A 17,494-nucleotide genomic window follows, 5' to 3' on the forward strand; every position below is an offset into this window, starting at 1 on the left:
GCCGCATTGCCCGGCAACCCTGCCGGGCAGTCAGACGTTCTGACCAGTGAGTCCGTTTATGTTGAATCTAAGCCCCTGGCGTAATTTTCTTTATCTTCTTCCAGCGGTGCTGGTGTATGGCGTCTTTTTACTGCTGCCACTGCTGGCTTCGCTGGGGATCAGCTTTACCGAATGGGACGGCACCTCGTCCCCGGTATTTGCCGGTATCAGCAACTATATGCGCATGTTCAGCGATCCGGTGTTTTGGATTGCCCTGGGAAATAACGCCCTGCTGATGCTGTTCTATACGCTGCTGCCTATCGGCATCGGGCTGCTGCTGTGCAGCTTCCTGAACGATATGCGCAGCAATACGGAACGCAGTCTGCTGCGCATCCTGTTTTTCCTGCCGTACATTATGCCGATGGCGGTGCTGGGCGTAGTGTGGCGCTGGCTGTATAACCCGGCTTTTGGTCCCATCGATCAGCTGCTGCGCGCCATCGGGCTGCCTCATCTGGCACTTTCCTGGCTGGGGGACTTTACCTGGGCGCTGCCCGCCGTCGGAATGGTCGCGACCTGGTATTTCTTCGGCTTCTGTCTGGTGCTGTTTATGGCGGGGCTGCAACGTATGGACCCGTCACTGCTGGAAGCGGCCGATCTGGATGGTTCGTCAAGACGACAGAAGTTTATGCGCATCACGCTGCCGGGGTTAAGACCGGAAGTGCGTATCGCGCTGCTGCTGACGGTGATCGCCAGCCTGAAAACCTTCGACCTGGTGTATGTGATGACCCAGGGGGGGCCGGGCACCTCGACGATGGTCACCAATATCTTTATGTATAAGCAGGGCTTCGACCTGCACTATTTCGGCTATGCCTCTTCGGTGGCAGTTTTCAGTATGCTGATCGTCTTGCTGATTAACTGGCTGATTCATCTGGCGTTAAAGGAGCGTTAATTATGCACAAAACGCCGGTAAGTTCCCGTGCGCTGATCTGGCTGGTGGCGCTGCTCACCGTGCTGCCATTTATGCTGGCGCTGCTGACATCATTTAAAACGCAGATGGAGCTGTTCCAGGGCGTGTTTACGCTGCCCGGCTCTTTCAATGTGAAAAACTACATCACGGCCTGGCAACAGGGGCATTTTAATGTCTATTTCCTGAACTCAGTGCTGGTGGTGATCCCGGTGGTGGTGTGCAGTATTTTTCTCGGCATACTGGCGGGGTTTGGTTTCGCCTGGTTGAAGATCCCCGGCAAGAAAGTGATTGCCGCGATGTTTGCCCTTGGGATGGTGCTGCCGAGCGAGGCATTTATCATTCCGCTTTACCATGAACTGCGCTGGATGGGGCTGACCAATACCTATCTGGCCCTGATCATTCCGCAGATCGCGCTGTCGCTGCCGTTTACCACGCTGATGATTGCCAGTGCGTTCCAGCAGGTGCCGAAAGAGCTGGTGGAAGCGGCGGTGATGGATGGCGCATCGCGGGTGAAAATTCTCTGGGGATTACTGGTACCCGCCATCGGTCAGACGTTATCTACGCTGGCGCTGCTGCTGTTTATCTGGACGTGGAATGAGTTTTTGATGCCGCTGATTCTGGTCAACAAAGACGAGCTGCGGACGCTGCCCATCGGCATGATGCTGTTCCAGAACCGCAACACCATTGATATTCCGGTGCTGATGGCAGGTGCGATGATCGTGATCCTGCCGCTGATGGCGGTGTTTTTAATCTTCCAGCGCAAATTTATCAGCGGCGTAACAGAGGGCGCAGTGAAGTAGAGGCCGACCTTCTGTTTCGGTCCGCCCGTGATGTTGAGCAGGGTGCGGCCTATGTTTTACGGGGCGATCGGAAAAGATGATCGTCCCTACGATATACGGCCTTTTTCTTTTCTGACCAACGCCGGGTAACTGTACTCGGCGGAGTTTCCGGTGCGGATATCTAACACTTTGTAGCGGGCATCCGGGAAACGGCCCTCTTTACCCGTAATCAGCAGGGCGCGGCCGCGCTGATCGTTAAACATTTTTCCGGCAGGGAATTTGGGGGAGTCCGGGTTTTTGCAGGGACAGTCGGAGCGGCATGTCATGGTAGTGCCTCGCGGTGGCAGGGGGAGAGCAGGGAGAGTCCGGGTGATATTGTGCCACAGCGGCGGGCAGAACAGGGGGAGTTAAGCGAGATTTTTTTGGCGCGTATCGGTCAATTTTGCCTGTGGCTAAGGCACGTTAGCCGGATATACTGCGGTCAATCTTATTCAATGGCTTTGCGGTTCATGCAAAACAAATACACTTCCCCTCTGATTGCGCTGCACTGGCTGACGGTGTTTCTGCTGCTTCTGGCATATGGCTCCATTCTGATTAGCGACTATGCGCAGCCGGGTACCTGGCACGGTTATGCTATCGCGGTCACGCATGTAACCGCCGGGGCCACGGTGCTGATCACCATGATCATGCGGTTGCTCCTGCGTATGCGCAGCCGCGCACCGGCGATTATTCCCGCGCCAAAACGCTGGCATACGGCGCTCGGCCATCTGACCCATACCTGCATCTACGCCCTGTTTATTTCCCTGCCTGCGCTGGCACTGACCTCCCACTATTTCTGGGGCGGTGAGTGGAGCCTGTACGGGCTACCAATGCCGGTTGCCCGCGTGCCTGATACCGAACTGTCAGAAACGCTGATCCACTGGCATACGGTGCTCGCGCCAATGGGTTACTGGCTGATTGGCCTGCATGCGCTGGCGGCGCTGGTGCATCACTATATTTTCCGCGACAACACCCTGGTGCGCATGATGCCCTCGCGCCAGAAAGGGAGCTGACAGCTTCACGATATTGTCATCCACCGGGTGGATAATCTGCCGCCCGGCTTTATGCTGACAGGGCTGACTTTATTCTCACTGGAAATTCTCACAGGAAACCGTTATGACCGATACGATGTCTGCTCAGTGCCACTGCGGCACGGTGACCTTTAACGTGACGCTGATTGATGGCCTGAATAGCGCGCGGCGCTGTAATTGTACTTTTTGCCGGATGCGCGGTGCCGTGGTGGTGTTTGCCTCGGCAATCGATGTGATAAAGGGCAAAGAGGCGCTGACGGAGTATCGCTTTAACAGCCGGGAAGTGGCGCACTATTTCTGCTCTGTCTGCGGCATCTACACCTTCCATCAGAGCCGTTCCAATCCTCAGCAACACGCCGTCAATGCGGCCTGCCTCGACGGCGTTTCGCCGTTTGATTTTACCTCGTTGAATGTCACTGACGGAGTAAATCATCCGAAGGATGGCGGCGCAGGCGGTGTGGCGGGGGTGTTATCGTATGTTCCGACTGACGGAAAATGAGAAGAGGGTAAGCGGCATGGCGCCGCTTACCCTTGAGCGTTACTGAACGTCGAAACGATCCAGACTCATCACTTTCGTCCAGGCCGCGACGAAATCGAGCACAAACTGATGCTGGTAACTGTCGCTGGCATACACTTCCGCCAGTGAACGCAGTATGGCGTTAGAACCAAACACCAGGTCTGCGCGGGTTGCGGTGTATTTCAGTGCTCCAGTAGTACGATCGTGCCCTGCATACTGCTCTTGGGTGTCATCACTGGCGTGCCAGACGGTGCCCATGTCTAACAGATTGACAAAGAAGTCATTGCTGAGTACACCTGCACGGTCGGTAAACACACCGTGCTGGCTGTTATCAAAATTAGCCCCGATAACTCGCAAGCCACCGATCAGCACCGTCAGTTCCGGCGCGGTCAGCGTGAGCTGCTGTGCTTTGTCGATCAGCATATTCTCTGTCGATGCACTGCTTCTGTTGCTTTTGTAGTTACGGAAACCGTCAGCAACCGGTTCAAGCACCGCGAATGACGCAACGTCGGTTTGCTCAATGCGCGCATCCACCCGGCCGGGCAGGAAAGGCACATCAATTAGCACGCCCGCTGCTGCGGCGGCTTTTTCAACGCCCACGCTGCCTGCCAGCACAATAGTATCGGCCAGGGAGAGTTTCCCGGACTGCCGTTGAATCGCCTCAAGCTGAGATAACACGCCACTGGCGATGCGGTTCACTTCCCAGTTGCGCTGTGGCTCCAGAGCTAAACGTGCCCCGTTGGCACCTCCGCGTTTATCACCCCCCCGGAAGGTAGAAGCGGATGCCCAGGCTACCGACACCAGTTCACCAACGGAAAGCGATGAATCAGCAATCAGCTTCTTCACTGCAGCGATATCCGCAGGCAGCGGATGATGCACGGCTGCCGGTAGTGGATCCTGCCAGATAAAATCTTCTGCCGGGATTTCAGGCCCCAGATAAATACTTTTTGGCCCCAGATCGCGGTGAGTCAGTTTGAACCAGGCGCGGGCAAAGGCGTCATTGAACGCAGGGTGATCGTTCAGGAAGCGGCGTGAGATTTTTTCGAATTCCGGGTCAAAACGTAACGTCAGATCGGTTACCAGCATCGTCGGTTTACGTTTTTTCGTTGCATCGAACGGATCGGGGATCAGGTCATCCGCGTCTTTGGCCTCAAACTGAATGGCGCCCGCCGGGCTGCGGGTCTGCACCCACTCATATTTGAACAGGTTCTCGAAGAAGTAATGGCTCCAGTGCATGGGCGTCTGGCTCCAGATCACTTCCAGACCCGAGGTGATGCTGTCTGCACCAATACCCGATCCGTGCGTGCTGACCCAGCCCAACCCTTGCTGTTCAAGCGGTGCTGCTTCAGGCTCCGCGCCAACGTGGGTCGCTTCGCCCGCGCCGTGGGTTTTACCCAGCGTATGACCACCGGCAATCAGCGCGACGATCTCTTCGTCGTCCATCGCCATATTGCCAAAGGTTGCCCGGATAGCGGCCGCCGCAGAGGCCGGGTCGCCACTGGCGTTCGGGCCTTCAGGGTTAACGTAAATCAGCCCCATTTCCGTCGCAGACAGTGGGTTGCTGGCCAGACTTTCCGGGTCACGATGCGTCAGCCATGCTTTCTCATCGCCCCAGTTTACGTCCAGGTCGGGTTCCCAGACATCCTGGCGGCCCGCCGCAAAGCCAATCGTCTGGAAACCGGAATTTTCCAGCGCCACATTGCCCGCCAGAATAATCAGGTCAGCCCAGGAGATCTGTTGACCGTACTTTTGCTTCACCGGCCACAGCAGACGTCGTGCTTTATCCAGGCTGACGTTATCCGGCCAGGAGTTGAGCGGGGCGAAACGCTGCTGACCGCGCCCGGCACCGCCACGACCATCGACCATGCGGTAGGTGCCCGCGCTGTGCCAGGCCATACGAATAAACAGCCCGGCATAGTTACCCCAGTCAGCGGGCCACCAGGGTTGGGAGTCAGTCAGTAATGCTTTGAGATCGGCTTTAAGGGCAGGGTAATCAAGCTTTTTGAATTCTTCGCGATAGTTAAAATCAACGCCGAGGGGATTGGAACGGTTGGAATGCTGGCTCAGCAGGTCGACTCTTAGCTGTTTTGGCCACCAGTCATTGCTGCTGGTGCCGCTGCCTGCGGTGGGTTTGGCGGCTCCAGCGTGGAAAGGACATTGCGCGACTGAAGCATTTTGGTTATCCGACGATTGGCTCATTTTCACATCCACCTTTTTATTGTGTGGATTTAAGATAGTCCATTCATGGCAGTCGGTATATCTGGATAACCCTATTAATGTGATAGAGGATGAGGAAGCGCTAGACGTTGTCAGAGTGGCCGCGTTGCCGACGGCCACCACCTTGATGACGTTAGTGCTTTTCGCCAATGGGCAGTACACAGCGACCGAACTGCTCGTTCAGCACTTCAGCCATGGCCAGATAAAACGCGCTGCCTCCGCAAACCACGCCAATCCAGCCAGCAACGTGAATGATCGCCGGGTTATCCACCAGATGGCCAATCGCCAGCAGGGCGAACAGCACGGTCAGGCTAAAGAATACAAATTGGAGTGCGCGGTTCCCGGCCAGGGTGCCGAAGAACATGAACAGGGTAAACACGCCCCACAGTCCCAGATAAGCCCCGAGGAAATGTCCGTTTGCCGCCTCTGTCAGACCCATTTTCGGCATCAGTAAAATGGCGACCAGCGTCAGCCAGAAGCTACCGTAAGAGGTAAATGCGGTTAAACCGAAGGTATTGCCTTTTTTATATTCCAGCAGGCCCGCGAATATTTGCGCGATGCCGCCGTAAAAGATGCCCATTGCCAGGATAATGCCATCCATCGGGAAAAACCCAATATTATGCAGGTTCAGCAGAATAGTCGTCATGCCAAAACCCATCAGGCCCAGCGGAGCCGGATTCGCTAACGTAGTCGTACTCATAAGTCCCCAGAAATATTGATGAAAATGTTAAATGAGTTAAACCCTCTCCAGCACTCCCTGGCAGGGCGCGAGATCATAATCAGAGCCAATGAAAGCTTCTTTGATCTCATCAGGGTGAAACTCAATATTTATATTTTTAGATCTCTGTTGGATTTCATGCCACGCACAATTGGTGCGCATAAAATACAACACGTAAAGGAAATGTTATAAAATTCTCGCGCATTCGTTATTTATCTACAACATCTAAAGCCAGGGATTACAATCGCATTGCTCGTGGAGGAGATAAAACATGGTAGGTCCTGACGCCATTGAAAAGCGTATCTATGAGATTATAAAGCCCTATCACGGACGTTCCTGGAAAACGTTTAAGATTGAACCACTGAGCCATAATACCGTGCTAAATCAAAGCAAGGGGGTGAATATGGACCCACTGGATGCCGAAACACTACTAACCAGTATTTTTGATGAGTTTCACATAAATCTCGAAGAGTTAAAATTTTCAATTTATTATCCAGAAAATCGCAAAGACGAGAAACCGCTAACTATCAGTATGCTTATCCAATCTGCGAAGGCTGGGCGCTGGTTGTATGACTGATATATATGAGCCATGAGACATGCAGGAACCGCTTCCCCAACGGGGAAAGCGGTTCCTGATTGACGACCTTAGGCCGCCATCCTTTTCATCGCCAGGCGGTGCCCGTGCCGGAAGAACAGCAGCCCGGCAGCCGAGAAACCGATCAGGGCAATAAACATGAACTGTGGCGGCGTATAGCTGAGTAAGAATCCACACAGCACCGGGTTAACGGCGCCGCCGATATTACTCAGGTTCTGCATACCGTAGTAACTGCCTTTCATATTATCGGGCGCGATAAAGTCGATGAACATATATTCCACTGGGATGACAATCAGCTCGCCGAAACTGAAAATCACCATCGCGATCATCCACAGCAGCACCGAAGGCCCGGCGAGCATAAAACCGGCCAGTCCGAGGATAAAGAACAACGTGCCGAAGAATAACCATTTCAGCAGGTTGTCCTGCTTCATGCGGCTGCTCATCACGTACTGAAAGGCGATAACAATCACCGCGTTGGTGATCATGATGGCGCCAATCACTTTATAGGCGTAAGCAGCATCCGCGATAATAATCAGGTACTGCGACAGATAGCCGGTGAACTGCCCGAACACAATCGCCCCGAAGGTGCTGCCCAGCGTGAAATAGATCAAACAGCGGTCACGCATCATGATGGCAAAGGTCTGCCGCAGACTGGTTTTTTCCAGCGGTTTCAGCTCAATATCGTTGCGCTCAGGGCTGTTGGGGATATCGCGTAATCCCACCATCAGCGCAATCACCGTTACCAGCGCCAGGGTGCCGGAAATCATAAACGGCAGCGTTGGGTCAAACCCCGCCAGCCAGACACCCAGCGAAGAACCAACGGCCCAGCCCACATTGATCAGCGTATAGTTCATTGAGAATGCTTTGACGCGCTTCTCTACCGGAAGCCACGCGGCAATGCAGGCTTTGATGGTGATACTTAGCAGGGCATAAGACGCATTGAGCAGGGCAATCACCACCACCACGCCGCTGACAGTCGGCAGTAAAGGCAGCAGGAAAAAACTGAGGGCGAACAGACTGATAGAGACGCCAATCAACAGGCGGTGGCTAAATCTGTCGACCAGGTAGCCGCCGTAGAGGCTGCTGAAAATACCCATAGCCAGGCTTGCGCCCATAATGATGCCAACACTTTTTGGCAGCAGATCATAGTGCTCAGTCAGGTAAATGGTCAGAAAGGGCAGCGTCACCCCGCGGCCAATTGTCAGCACCAGTGAGCCAGCAAGTAAGGCAAGAATAATGGGCGGCATTCCTTTCATAGTTCACATACTTCCATCAATTTATTAACAACCAGGCTCGCTACTCTACACTGTTATCGGAGATTTTTTGTATCGTAAAACCATAATGTTACAAGGTGTAAAGTAGAGAAAACGCTATATAAATATCTTATTTCAGTGGGGAATACTGCGCCGATACCCGGCGTTCCCGCTCACACATTTTGAGTGCGTAAGCGGGTTTGCCGATATTACTTTTTACGCGTCAATGTGATGCGCGTCAGCTCCGAAGGACGTCCGACTCTCACCGCCATTCCCGGCCACAGCCCGGTGCCGTTATTCACATACAACTGCATGCCATCAACATCATAAATGCCTGAAACAAAACCGTTGTTGGGTTTGGCAAACAGCCGATCGAGTCCCCAGATTAAACCACCGTGCGTATGGCCGGAGAGCTGAATATCGACGCCCTGCGTGGCATTTCTGCGCGCATTTTTGGGTTGATGATCGAGTAACACAACAGGGGCGTTTTCAGGTGCGCCTGCTAAGGCTTTTGCCAGGTCCGGGCCATCAGCGCCTCTTGCGGTGGCTGATGCATCAGTCAGACCGGCTATCACCAGTTTGGCGTCTCCACGGGTGATGACCGTATGGCGGTTGAGCAGGGGATCTAACCCTAAGGACGCCAGATGTTCCGTCCATGCCTGTTGCTCGAAGAAGTATTCGTGGTTGCCGGTGATCGCCATTACGCCATCCGGGGCCTGCAAACCACGCAAGGGTTCAACATCCTGGCGGCGGTTTTCCAGGGTGCCATCAATCACATCGCCGGTAATGACGATCAGGTCCACCTTCAGCGACATGGCCTCTTTCACCATCGATGCCGTCCAGTTGGCATTGAACAACCGGGTGATGTGCAAATCCGTGAGCTGGAGTAGCTGATAACCTTCGAACTCCGGCGGCAAATTGGCGACCTGAAGGGTGACATCTTTCAACGCGGGAACACGGATGGCCTGTTGAACGCCATACGTTGCCAGCCCCATTGCGAACAGTGCGGCGATGTAACGAACGCCTGGCGCAATCTCCAGCGGATGCCTGACAATCAGTGAAACCAGTGCCACAACATCAATCACCAGCTGCGTCAGTGCGAGAAACAGCACCGCGCTGAACGCCCAGTTAAAGAGAATAATCACCATGCGCGGCATTTCAGGCGCAAAAATGCTACCCGAGGTGAAGCGGCTGACCAGCAGGTACTGAGAAGCCAGCAGCACCAGCAGCGACAAGATGATTTTTAAGGCGAGGGGCATGGAGAGCGGGACGAGAAAACGGGCAATCACATACCAACTCGGTATGCTGAAGATAAGGTGAAACATATAAATTTTTTCCCTTAGAAAATAGTGCACGTTGACGCAATGGCTAAGAGCATAAAGAACCAGAGACGTTGTAGCAGCAGTGGCCCAGTTTGTCACCCGCTTCAGGGAGTGTTCCGGCTCGGCTGTCATACAAATGCTTCTATAATTCAATATGATTGAATAAAATCGATAGAACACTTCATTGATGAGAAAGAATCATGACGGAACTGAAGATGGCTGTCCCGGCGATCGGTATTGATTTAGGCACCACCAACAGTTTGATCAGCGTCTGGCAGGAAGGCCAGGCCCGGCTGATCCCCAATGCATTGAATGAATATTTAACGCCATCCGTGGTGAGCCTGGATGATGATGGACGTATGCTGATTGGCCGCCCGGCATTTTCGCGTCTGACCACCCATCCACAGCGATCGGCGGCGCTGTTTAAGCGTTTTATGGGCAGCAAGAAACAGTTTCAGCTTGATACACAAACCTTCGATGCGCCTGAGTTATCCGCGCTGGTGCTGAAATCCCTGAAAGCCGATGCTCAGGCTTACCTGGGCCATGACATCACTGACGTAGTGATCTCTGTTCCCGCCTATTTCAGCGATGAGCAACGCAAACAGACCCGATTTGCCGCCGAACTGGCAGGGCTGAATGCCGTCAGGCTGATTAACGAACCGACCGCCGCCTCAATGGCTTACGGGTTGCACACCCAGAATACCGGCCGCACGCTGGTCTTTGACCTCGGTGGTGGCACCTTTGACGTCACGGTGCTGGAATATGATCTGCCGCTGATTGAAGTGCACGGTTCGGCGGGCGACAACTATCTGGGCGGTGAAGATTTTACCCAGGCGATTATTAAGGCCTGCCTCAGCGAGTGGAAACTCAATGCTGAAACCATCCCCGCGACTGAACTGGCGCGTCTCTACGACTGCGCTGAACAGCTGAAATGCCAGCTCGGCCAGCATAATTCCCTGCAACAGTTGCGCTGGCAGTGGCAGGATCAGACGTGGGCGCTCTCATTTGATGAAGAGAAGCTTGAACAGATCTGGCTGCCGCTGATGACCCGACTACGCGCGCCCATCGAACAGGCGCTGCACGATGCACGTTTGCGCCCGGATCAGCTTGACCATCTGGTGCTGGTTGGCGGTGCATCGCGTATGCCGGTGATTCAGAAACTGGTGGTGAAATTGTTCGGGAAATTACCTCACCAGCATCTGGACCCCTCCACCATTGTGGCGCTGGGTGCTGCTGCACAGGCCGCTTGTCGCCTGCGTAATGAAGATATCGAAGAGGTGATCCTCACCGATGTCTGCCCTTATACGCTCGGCATCGCTACCGCCAGCGATCACAGGAGCGGGATATTCTCGCCAATCCTTGAGCGCAATACCGTCGTCCCGGCTTCACGGGTGGAAACGTTCTCGACCCGTCACATCGAACAGACGTTTATCCGCATTGCTATTTATCAGGGTGAGAATCCTCTGGTCGCCAACAACATTTTTATCGACGAGTTACAGGTGCCGGTCAAACCCAACGGCGCGTTACAGAATATCGACGTGCGCTTCAGTTATGACATTAACGGCTTGCTGGAAGTCGACGTGAACCTGCCCGGTAGCGGTGAGTCTTTAAGTAAAGTGATCGACCACAGCCCGATTGGTCTTAGCCCCGAGCAGCAACAGCGCAGCCGCGAACGGTTAATGGCGGTGAAAATTCATCCCCGCGACCAGCTGATGAACCGCAACTTACTGGCGCGTTTAGAGAAATTCTGGGCGCAGTCGCTGGGCGATACCCGTGGACAGATTGGTCTGTGGTTAGAAGAGTTTGAAACGGAGTTAGCCAGCCAGCAGGAAAGCCGTATTGCGCCGTTACGTCAGCGTCTTGAAGGCCTGCTTCAGGATATGTCGTTATAACAATGCCACCCGGTAACAGGGCGGCATACATCGGTTTTCGACTATTTTTTTCGCCGCCAGCCGGGCGGTGGGCCAAAGCGGTTCGCCTCCGGCATCCCACGTTTGAACAGGTACATCCCCAGCAGTTTGAGTACCGGGATTTTAATCTCTTTCAGTTTATCCGCAGATGCCAGGCCTAAATCCCGCCCACGGCGAACGATAGCGCTGTAAAGGTTCATCACCACCAACAGTGCCGACAGCGCGGTATTCGGCAGTTGCCCCTCAGGCACAATCGCGTTAACCAGCAAGATAGCCAGCTCGCTCCCCAGCACAATCTGCAATACCAGCCCCAGCCGCCCAAGGCGTGAATTCACTCGCCAGAACTGCCAGAAATAACTGCGGCGCTGCGGGTACTGCGCGAACACCTCCTGACGGCGGCTATTTACTTGCAGCATCGTCGCTGCTGCTAATCTCAACGCGATATCCATGGCGGGATCGTCAGCACAGTGCCGGGCAGCGGTACTCAGTTTGTCATCCAGCAAATATTCCGGATTGTTGCCAAGCAGGTGGATCCCCTGGGCGACCGCCAATGCGTAAGTGGCCCCGCCAGCCAGGTTTTCGGCTGTCGGGAATGCCGGCAACTGACGCAACAGCAATTGCTGTTTAAAGGCGGCGTCTTCTGGCGTGAGGGTAGCGAGCGCCTCCAGAGCGTCCAGGTTCTCCTGCGCACATTGCGCGTTGTCATGCGACAGAAAAACCGCGTGGTACAGGGCCTGATAAGAGGAGGGCGATTGATCCAGACGATCCTGCCACTCGGGATGGTAACGATAGAAATAGTGGGCCGAGTAGGACGAAATCTCATCACTCCGGGCAATATACTCTTCGATACTGACGGGCAGCCGGGTCCAGCAGTTGAAATGCAACGAGTTGCTCAGTTGCAGATGGCTTTTAAGCTGGCCGACTTCATCCCCCTGAGCCGGGTCAATCTGGGTAAATACCTGATACATCGACCAGAACGGATGCTGTTCATCCAGCGGGAAATCGTTCAGATGAGCAAGCAGGGCGATGTTGTCGACTTTCAGTTCGAGCATTGTATCCAGCAGCATCACCTGACGCAGCGCATCACGCGGCAGCGTTTGATCGTCTTCCGGCAATGCCATATCGACATTTTCAATGAGGTAACAGAGCCAGCTGGTATGCGCAGGCAATACGCTCTCGCCATAGACCGGATGCTGCGCCAGACGGGTCAGGCTGTGGGGTGGAAGCGGCCGCCAGTGCCACAACCAGGCGATGCTCTGCTTCCAGGCTGCACCTTCGCTGTCGGCAAACCTCTCAGGCAACGGCACTTGTTCTGGCGCATATAACCACGTGCTGAACTCCGCCAGCACCGGTGAATGCTGAAGCCACGCCAGACGCTGTGCGGCCTGTCGCTGTAAGCCGCGTAAGATAAGGGCTTTCAGCGGCATTTCGGGAACAGGCTGGTCAAGGATCGCCTGTAATAAGGCTTCATTTCCCATCGTTAACATGCTGGCCTGCCAGTAGAAGTGCAGCAGTTCATCCGAGCCATCCTCCTGCAAAAGATGCGGGAACATGATCTTCGGACGATAGCGGCCCGATTTCCAACTGATAAAGTCAGCGGCCAGGGGGGAAAGGGTAAACTGCGTCGCTTCGGCCCAGCGCACCAGCGTTTGGGGCGACTGTGCCTGCGGCTGGTAGGCGCCTTCATCATCACTATTGGCGGATTCTGCCGACGGCAAATCCGGGCGGTCAAAGGCCTGAATCAGCAGGGGCAGATAATCCGGAGAATGACGGGTACACCACGCCAGCAACCACTGTTCGGCTTCGGCATGTTGGTACTGTTCATACAGGATGAGCCACAGCGGGAAGGCGCTTTCATTATCGCCCATCATGCCGCAGTGGCTGGCGCTAAGATAAAGCCACTCCGGGTCATCCGGATTAAGTTCATGCTGCCGGAGACAGTAGTCGCGCAGCATTGCGTTAGATTCGCCCGCTAAATTAAACCAGCGCGCGGCCTGCATCATCAGGCGCGGGCACGATGGCCAGAACATCACACGCGGTTCTTCCAGCAGGTATCGCAACCAGCCTGCCGGTTGCTCCCAGTAGACATGGCGAATCTGATGAAAATAATCCAGCGTTTCCTCTTGTGCTGTCAGGCTAAGAGAGGCCAGCGTGGACAGATCGAAAATGTCGCCTCCCTCGGCATAGTTCAGCAAGCCTTCCACCTGCTGCGCCATTTCATGATCAAGTTCCGCCAGACGCATCCGCCATTGCAGGCGGTTAGCCAGCAGTAAAAGGCAGTCGGCAGAGAGATAATTCACCTGCAACACCGCTTCCAGTAACGGCCAGCGAAGCTGGTCGACAGCGGTGAAGGGGAGATCGTCGAGTTGGCTGATAAACCGCAGCCAGTTTATCGGCAGATAACGCTCAGCAGGAGAGGTGATCAATGTGCGAAAGGCCGCGAGCAGACCAGTGGGTTCGGCTGCTGGCGCATCTGGCGCGGTAGTCGGCTGCTCAAACGGCAACCGGGTGGCAGGTTCATCCACACCTTTTCTCGCCTGTTCGTAGGCCTCACGCAGACGTTTAAAACCTTCCGGATCACTTTCCGGATGATGCAGGGGGAGCAGGTCACGGTAGGCCTGGCGAATCACCTGCTGATCCTGCGTCGGCTCAATGCCCAGGACTTGCCAACATGGCTGGCTGCTCATAGGTCCATCTCCGGTAATGATGCGGGTTTATCCATCTCAATCGTCGTGATATGCCACGGAAGTTGAGATGTCGGGCTATCCGGATCCGTGTAAAGCTGGCGCATTAATTCAATGTTGGTGGTGCCACCGGCGTCTGCGCTCAAGGCATAACGTCGGGCATCAGCATCAGAGGCATTCAGGGACTGCCAGTAGAGCCTGCCGATGATAAAACCGGCGTTATAGCGCTGCCAGCTGCTGTAGTAATGACGAGCCCGCACGCCCAAACGGGTGTGCAACCAGAGGTTTTCTTGCGGCGTTATCCAGCCGTTAAGCAGCCCGATACGGCAAAGAAAGCCCATTCGGGCTAAATCCCAGGCGCGGATCCCGCCATCACCGCACATCACGCCGCTGTCAGCCACCAGTGCCAGCAGGGCCTGCACCTCCGGCGTTTGCCGCGCTGCATAATCCTGCCACGCAGTGAGGCTGAGACGGTGCCATAGCCTGAAGTAATGTTCCAGATCCTCTGCGTGACCGTTGTCGATCATTCTTAGAATCATCTCAAACAGCTCTTCGCGGGAATCAATGCCCCAGCTATCACTCAGATCAACGCTGGTATCAAACGGATAAAACTCATCGCAGTCATAGGCCGCACCCGGTCCGGCATTTATCGCCACCATCGGGGCTGAAAGCGCGAGCAACCAGCGCCGTGCAGAATCATCAATCACTGAGCATTTCTCCTGTGGGTATAGGCGGTCACAAAGCGCAGTCATATTACATCAAATGTGTGGCAGGGAAGCGCTCAGTATTCTGATTTGTTAGAGTAAATGGTTGATTTTGAATCATTACAGCGGAACGCTGCTGATGAGTGACAACGGTGACCTGAAGGTGGCGCAGTGGCACAAAACGAGCCAAAATAGGTATTGGTTGATTGATGGTATGAATTTTTGGAAATGACAAATGTAATGCCCCGGGCATCTGGCCAGGAATGTAAGAGCAGGGACAGTAAGATGCCGCTTAGTTCATCAGCAGGTAACCTGAAGCGGCCATGTCAGCTTAGCTCGGGTCGTGCGGTCACACATCCAGCCGATGGATGACGCTGACAAACTGGTTCACGCCCCGATTAATTTCCTTAAGGCTCCGTGAGAGGTCGCTGATTTTATCCTGTTCGGTGACCACAAATTGTTTTACTGCATCCAGCTGTTGATACATCTGCTGAATGAGATCGGCGTTAAGGTCCACGACAGACGTTATTTTTTGCGTAGCGCTGGCGGTCGATGCAGCCAGTCGGCGGACTTCCGCAGCAACGACACTAAATCCGCGTCCGGCTTCGCCAGCCCGCGCTGACTCAATGGCGGCATTCAGTGCCAGAATATTGGTTTGTGCGGCAATAACGTTAATTGTATCAACGACTTCAGTAATGCTTTTGGCCGAAGCATTGAGTTTTGCACCAATCTCAGTCGCAGCATTTACCTGAACAGCAACCAGCCCGGAGTTACGAACCGTTTCTTCTAACACCTCATTAGCATTATGCGTGATTTGCGAGGTTTCTTCTGAGGTGGTAACGGCGATATCGGCTACCCGTTTTGCCGCTTCGACACGGGCAGTGATGTCCGATGCGATCTTAATCACCTTACAAACATGGCCATCAGCGTCATAGATGGGATTGTAACTGGCTTCTAACCAAATGCGCTCACCGCTGGCCGTTTTACGTTCAAAGCGCCCAACAAAGTGCTGACCTCTGCCAATTTTTTTCCAGAAATCAGGGTTTTCACTGTAAAAACTTTCATAGCAAAAGATGCGATGATGCTGACCGACAATATCAGACAAGTTAAAGCCCATATGGGTAAGAAAGTTGCTATTCGCCGTAAGAATCTGGCCGTCAGGCGTGAATTCGATCACCGCCATTGACAGGTCCAGCGCAGTAATCACCGCTTCTTTTTGTTCTAGCTCTTGATGGCGGGCGGTGATATCGGAGGCGACCTTAATCACTTTATAAACAATGCCGTTATCATCGGTAACAGGGAAATAGGTGGCGCTGAGATAAAAACGCTGATGCTGTTTGCTGAAACGTTCAAAGATACCCGTTACCGATTCGCCTGTTGCGAGTGTCTGCCAAAAGGCACGGTAGCTTGCTGAACGGCAGTAATCCGGTTTGCAAAAAATCCGGTGATGTTTTCCCTGAATCTCACTCAGTGAGTAACCTGTGACATCGAGAAATTGTTGATTGGCGTTGAGGATCTCTCCATCGGGCAAAAACTCAATCCATGCCACATGCTGTTTTATTGCATCGATGTCCCGGGTGATGCCTTTACTTTTGGACGAGGGCAGCAAAAAGCTCGATTTTTTCATACCAAACATAGAACACCTCAGGAAGTTATCAACATCTCGATGATCCAAATACGCACGGGCCGGTTCGCGGACACCGCCATCGCAACTGAATTTTTCTCGGCAAGCCCATAATGGACTGCATGTTTTTTCCAGGCGGGACACTTGGTCATCAGTCAGTCACGAAAGATGGTATCTCTTTACACCCAGAGGGTGCTTGCCGGGATGATTGTCTGTTGAAATTCCTGATGTTTTAACAAATAGGGTGACAGGTACGTAACTGGCTACCCTTAAGGGGTATCGGCAAATATGTGGAAAGGTTCAGGGAAAAATGGAAAAATTCAGCGCTGAACACGGGTGAATCCATGTTGGCGTCGCTACGCGAATTCTACGAAAAGAGAAGGGGAGTTATCCCCAACTGTTCACGTAGCGACACCAGATTATTATTGTCTGAACGCTGATTCGTCTGTTGCCCAGGCCCAGTGGGCCATTAGAACAATAGGAATCGAAACTCTTTCACAAGCCGATCCTGAAGTGTCAAATGTGCGCGTTCAACCCGGCCTTTAGCTGAGCTGCTATTGGCGCAGATTCTGGATATTCATATCATGCATCGCACGGCCTAATTGAGAGTATAGCCATCGCCACCGTTTATTGTTAATCCTGAACACGCTGGTTTTGTCGCTATACAGAGCAAGCGGCTTCCCATGCTTTCAAGGTAGCCCCGGGTGGCCTCAAAATAGGTAAATGTCGATTCCGATTTTACAAAGATAAGTTGCATCAGTCGGTTCGTCGCATCGTCAACGTAGATCAGTGCAGTACAGGCGGGCGCACGGCTTTCAAACCGGTGATGATCACACTATCATTGATGGTGCGCATAATGTATATTATGTTAAATTGCATATCAGGTTATGGACTCGCTTGATGCTGTGCCTTCCCCTTCACTTCAATGGTACTTTTTTCCGTATGGTAAACGAAATCCTTCTCTGCCAGATACTGTAATGCGCTGATACTCCGCGCACTGTTATCATTTCTGAGTTCAGCAACCAGCGTAAAACGCCGCCGGAAATCCGTTTTATCTTGTAGTCTGTCATCCATATTATTTTCGCCCGCCATTGCCAGCTTAAAACTCATAAAAATCTGGCGTCGCTACATGAAAAGTCAGCGGTAATCACCCTG

Annotated in this window: 15 protein-coding genes and 1 pseudogene; 6 read left to right on the top strand and 10 right to left on the bottom strand. The window is 53.6% G+C overall.

Features of this window, described 5'->3' with window-relative positions:
- Nucleotides 1–58: 58 nt before the first annotated feature.
- Together ACFL9S_RS06235 and ACFL9S_RS06240 are read left to right on the top strand one after the other, a co-directional pair.
- The gene (locus ACFL9S_RS06235; protein ID WP_405260962.1) at nucleotides 59–928 is read left to right on the top strand and encodes a carbohydrate ABC transporter permease; all 870 of its coding nucleotides are present in this window, start codon (nucleotides 59–61) and stop codon (nucleotides 926–928) included.
- A 2-nt stretch (nucleotides 929–930) separates the two neighbouring features.
- Nucleotides 931–1,746 carry a carbohydrate ABC transporter permease gene (locus ACFL9S_RS06240; protein ID WP_405260963.1) on the top strand — a complete coding sequence of 272 codons (816 nt, stop codon included), beginning with the start codon at nucleotides 931–933 and terminating at the stop codon, nucleotides 1,744–1,746.
- Between the two features lie 86 nt (nucleotides 1,747–1,832).
- Here ACFL9S_RS06240 and ACFL9S_RS06245 read toward each other — a convergent pair whose 3' ends face one another.
- Complete coding sequence (locus tag ACFL9S_RS06245; protein ID WP_405260964.1) at nucleotides 1,833–2,051, bottom strand: hypothetical protein; 219 nt, start codon at nucleotides 2,049–2,051, stop codon at nucleotides 1,833–1,835.
- A gap of 183 nt (nucleotides 2,052–2,234) precedes the next feature.
- Between ACFL9S_RS06245 and ACFL9S_RS06250 the strand changes: the two genes are divergently transcribed.
- Nucleotides 2,235–2,777: a cytochrome b/b6 domain-containing protein gene (locus ACFL9S_RS06250; RefSeq protein ID WP_405260965.1), complete on the top strand. Its 543-nt coding sequence runs from the start codon at nucleotides 2,235–2,237 to the stop codon at nucleotides 2,775–2,777.
- Nucleotides 2,778–2,880: 103 nt separating this feature from the next.
- Nucleotides 2,881–3,294 carry a GFA family protein gene (locus tag ACFL9S_RS06255; protein ID WP_405260966.1) on the top strand — a complete coding sequence of 138 codons (414 nt, stop codon included), beginning with the start codon at nucleotides 2,881–2,883 and terminating at the stop codon, nucleotides 3,292–3,294.
- Nucleotides 3,295–3,333: 39 nt separating this feature from the next.
- Here the strand turns inward: ACFL9S_RS06255 and katG are convergent, their stop codons facing one another.
- A complete protein-coding gene (gene katG / locus ACFL9S_RS06260) occupies nucleotides 3,334–5,511 on the bottom strand; it encodes a catalase/peroxidase HPI (RefSeq protein WP_405260967.1) in 2,178 nt (725 codons plus the stop codon).
- Between the two features lie 151 nt (nucleotides 5,512–5,662).
- Entirely contained in the window at nucleotides 5,663–6,229 is a 567-nt protein-coding gene (gene satP, locus ACFL9S_RS06265) for an acetate uptake transporter (RefSeq protein ID WP_405260968.1), read from the bottom strand.
- Nucleotides 6,230–6,518: 289 nt separating this feature from the next.
- Between satP and ACFL9S_RS06270 the strand changes: the two genes are divergently transcribed.
- Nucleotides 6,519–6,824: a DUF1493 family protein gene (locus ACFL9S_RS06270; protein WP_405260969.1), complete on the top strand. Its 306-nt coding sequence runs from the start codon at nucleotides 6,519–6,521 to the stop codon at nucleotides 6,822–6,824.
- A 68-nt stretch (nucleotides 6,825–6,892) separates the two neighbouring features.
- Here the strand turns inward: ACFL9S_RS06270 and ACFL9S_RS06275 are convergent, their stop codons facing one another.
- Together ACFL9S_RS06275 and ACFL9S_RS06280 are read right to left on the bottom strand one after the other, a co-directional pair.
- On the bottom strand, nucleotides 6,893–8,098 hold the full coding sequence (locus ACFL9S_RS06275) for an MFS transporter (RefSeq protein WP_405260970.1): 1,206 nt from the start codon (nucleotides 8,096–8,098) through the stop codon (nucleotides 6,893–6,895).
- Nucleotides 8,099–8,304: 206 nt separating this feature from the next.
- Entirely contained in the window at nucleotides 8,305–9,420 is a 1,116-nt protein-coding gene (locus ACFL9S_RS06280; RefSeq protein WP_405260971.1) for a metallophosphoesterase, read from the bottom strand.
- A gap of 206 nt (nucleotides 9,421–9,626) precedes the next feature.
- Between ACFL9S_RS06280 and ACFL9S_RS06285 the strand changes: the two genes are divergently transcribed.
- Nucleotides 9,627–11,309 (top strand): Hsp70 family protein, encoded by a 1,683-nt coding sequence (locus tag ACFL9S_RS06285; RefSeq protein WP_405261073.1) that lies wholly within the window; start codon nucleotides 9,627–9,629, stop codon nucleotides 11,307–11,309.
- A gap of 41 nt (nucleotides 11,310–11,350) precedes the next feature.
- Here ACFL9S_RS06285 and ACFL9S_RS06290 read toward each other — a convergent pair whose 3' ends face one another.
- The 5 genes and pseudogenes from ACFL9S_RS06290 to ACFL9S_RS06310 all read right to left on the bottom strand — a co-directional run bounded on the left by ACFL9S_RS06290 (nucleotide 11,351) and on the right by ACFL9S_RS06310 (nucleotide 17,449).
- Nucleotides 11,351–14,014, bottom strand: a complete 2,664-nt coding sequence (locus ACFL9S_RS06290; protein WP_405260972.1) for a hypothetical protein — start codon at nucleotides 14,012–14,014, stop codon at nucleotides 11,351–11,353.
- Nucleotides 14,011–14,718 (bottom strand): DUF1266 domain-containing protein, encoded by a 708-nt coding sequence (locus tag ACFL9S_RS06295; RefSeq protein WP_405260973.1) that lies wholly within the window; start codon nucleotides 14,716–14,718, stop codon nucleotides 14,011–14,013. Before ACFL9S_RS06295 ends, ACFL9S_RS06290 begins: the two co-directional genes overlap by 4 nt.
- Before the next feature lie 346 nt (nucleotides 14,719–15,064).
- Complete coding sequence (locus ACFL9S_RS06300; protein ID WP_405260974.1) at nucleotides 15,065–16,351, bottom strand: methyl-accepting chemotaxis protein; 1,287 nt, start codon at nucleotides 16,349–16,351, stop codon at nucleotides 15,065–15,067.
- Nucleotides 16,352–16,823: 472 nt separating this feature from the next.
- Nucleotides 16,824–17,174 (bottom strand): annotated as a pseudogene (locus ACFL9S_RS06305) (ISNCY family transposase); the annotation flags it as partial.
- Nucleotides 17,175–17,224: 50 nt separating this feature from the next.
- Entirely contained in the window at nucleotides 17,225–17,449 is a 225-nt protein-coding gene (locus tag ACFL9S_RS06310) for a hypothetical protein (RefSeq protein WP_405260975.1), read from the bottom strand.
- Nucleotides 17,450–17,494: the final 45 nt, after the last annotated feature.

This window comes from Erwinia sp. AnSW2-5, from assembly GCF_045107195.1.
Lineage (GTDB): Bacteria > Pseudomonadota > Gammaproteobacteria > Enterobacterales > Enterobacteriaceae > Erwinia.

What these genes read in the sequence shown, in the direction of transcription:
- satP (WP_405260968.1), bottom strand. Translation starts at nt 6,229, where the DNA reads ATGAGTACGACTACGTTAGCGAATCCGGCTCCGCTGGGCCTGATGGGT.
- ACFL9S_RS06255 (WP_405260966.1), top strand. Translation starts at nt 2,881, where the DNA reads ATGACCGATACGATGTCTGCTCAGTGCCACTGCGGCACGGTGACCTTT.
- ACFL9S_RS06250 (WP_405260965.1), top strand. Translation starts at nt 2,235, where the DNA reads ATGCAAAACAAATACACTTCCCCTCTGATTGCGCTGCACTGGCTGACG.
- ACFL9S_RS06235 (WP_405260962.1), top strand. Translation starts at nt 59, where the DNA reads ATGTTGAATCTAAGCCCCTGGCGTAATTTTCTTTATCTTCTTCCAGCG.
- katG (WP_405260967.1), bottom strand. Translation starts at nt 5,511, where the DNA reads ATGAGCCAATCGTCGGATAACCAAAATGCTTCAGTCGCGCAATGTCCT.
- ACFL9S_RS06270 (WP_405260969.1), top strand. Translation starts at nt 6,519, where the DNA reads ATGGTAGGTCCTGACGCCATTGAAAAGCGTATCTATGAGATTATAAAG.
- ACFL9S_RS06275 (WP_405260970.1), bottom strand. Translation starts at nt 8,098, where the DNA reads ATGAAAGGAATGCCGCCCATTATTCTTGCCTTACTTGCTGGCTCACTG.
- ACFL9S_RS06280 (WP_405260971.1), bottom strand. Translation starts at nt 9,420, where the DNA reads ATGTTTCACCTTATCTTCAGCATACCGAGTTGGTATGTGATTGCCCGT.
- ACFL9S_RS06245 (WP_405260964.1), bottom strand. Translation starts at nt 2,051, where the DNA reads ATGACATGCCGCTCCGACTGTCCCTGCAAAAACCCGGACTCCCCCAAA.
- ACFL9S_RS06310 (WP_405260975.1), bottom strand. Translation starts at nt 17,449, where the DNA reads ATGAGTTTTAAGCTGGCAATGGCGGGCGAAAATAATATGGATGACAGA.
- ACFL9S_RS06240 (WP_405260963.1), top strand. Translation starts at nt 931, where the DNA reads ATGCACAAAACGCCGGTAAGTTCCCGTGCGCTGATCTGGCTGGTGGCG.
- ACFL9S_RS06290 (WP_405260972.1), bottom strand. Translation starts at nt 14,014, where the DNA reads ATGAGCAGCCAGCCATGTTGGCAAGTCCTGGGCATTGAGCCGACGCAG.
- ACFL9S_RS06300 (WP_405260974.1), bottom strand. Translation starts at nt 16,351, where the DNA reads ATGTTTGGTATGAAAAAATCGAGCTTTTTGCTGCCCTCGTCCAAAAGT.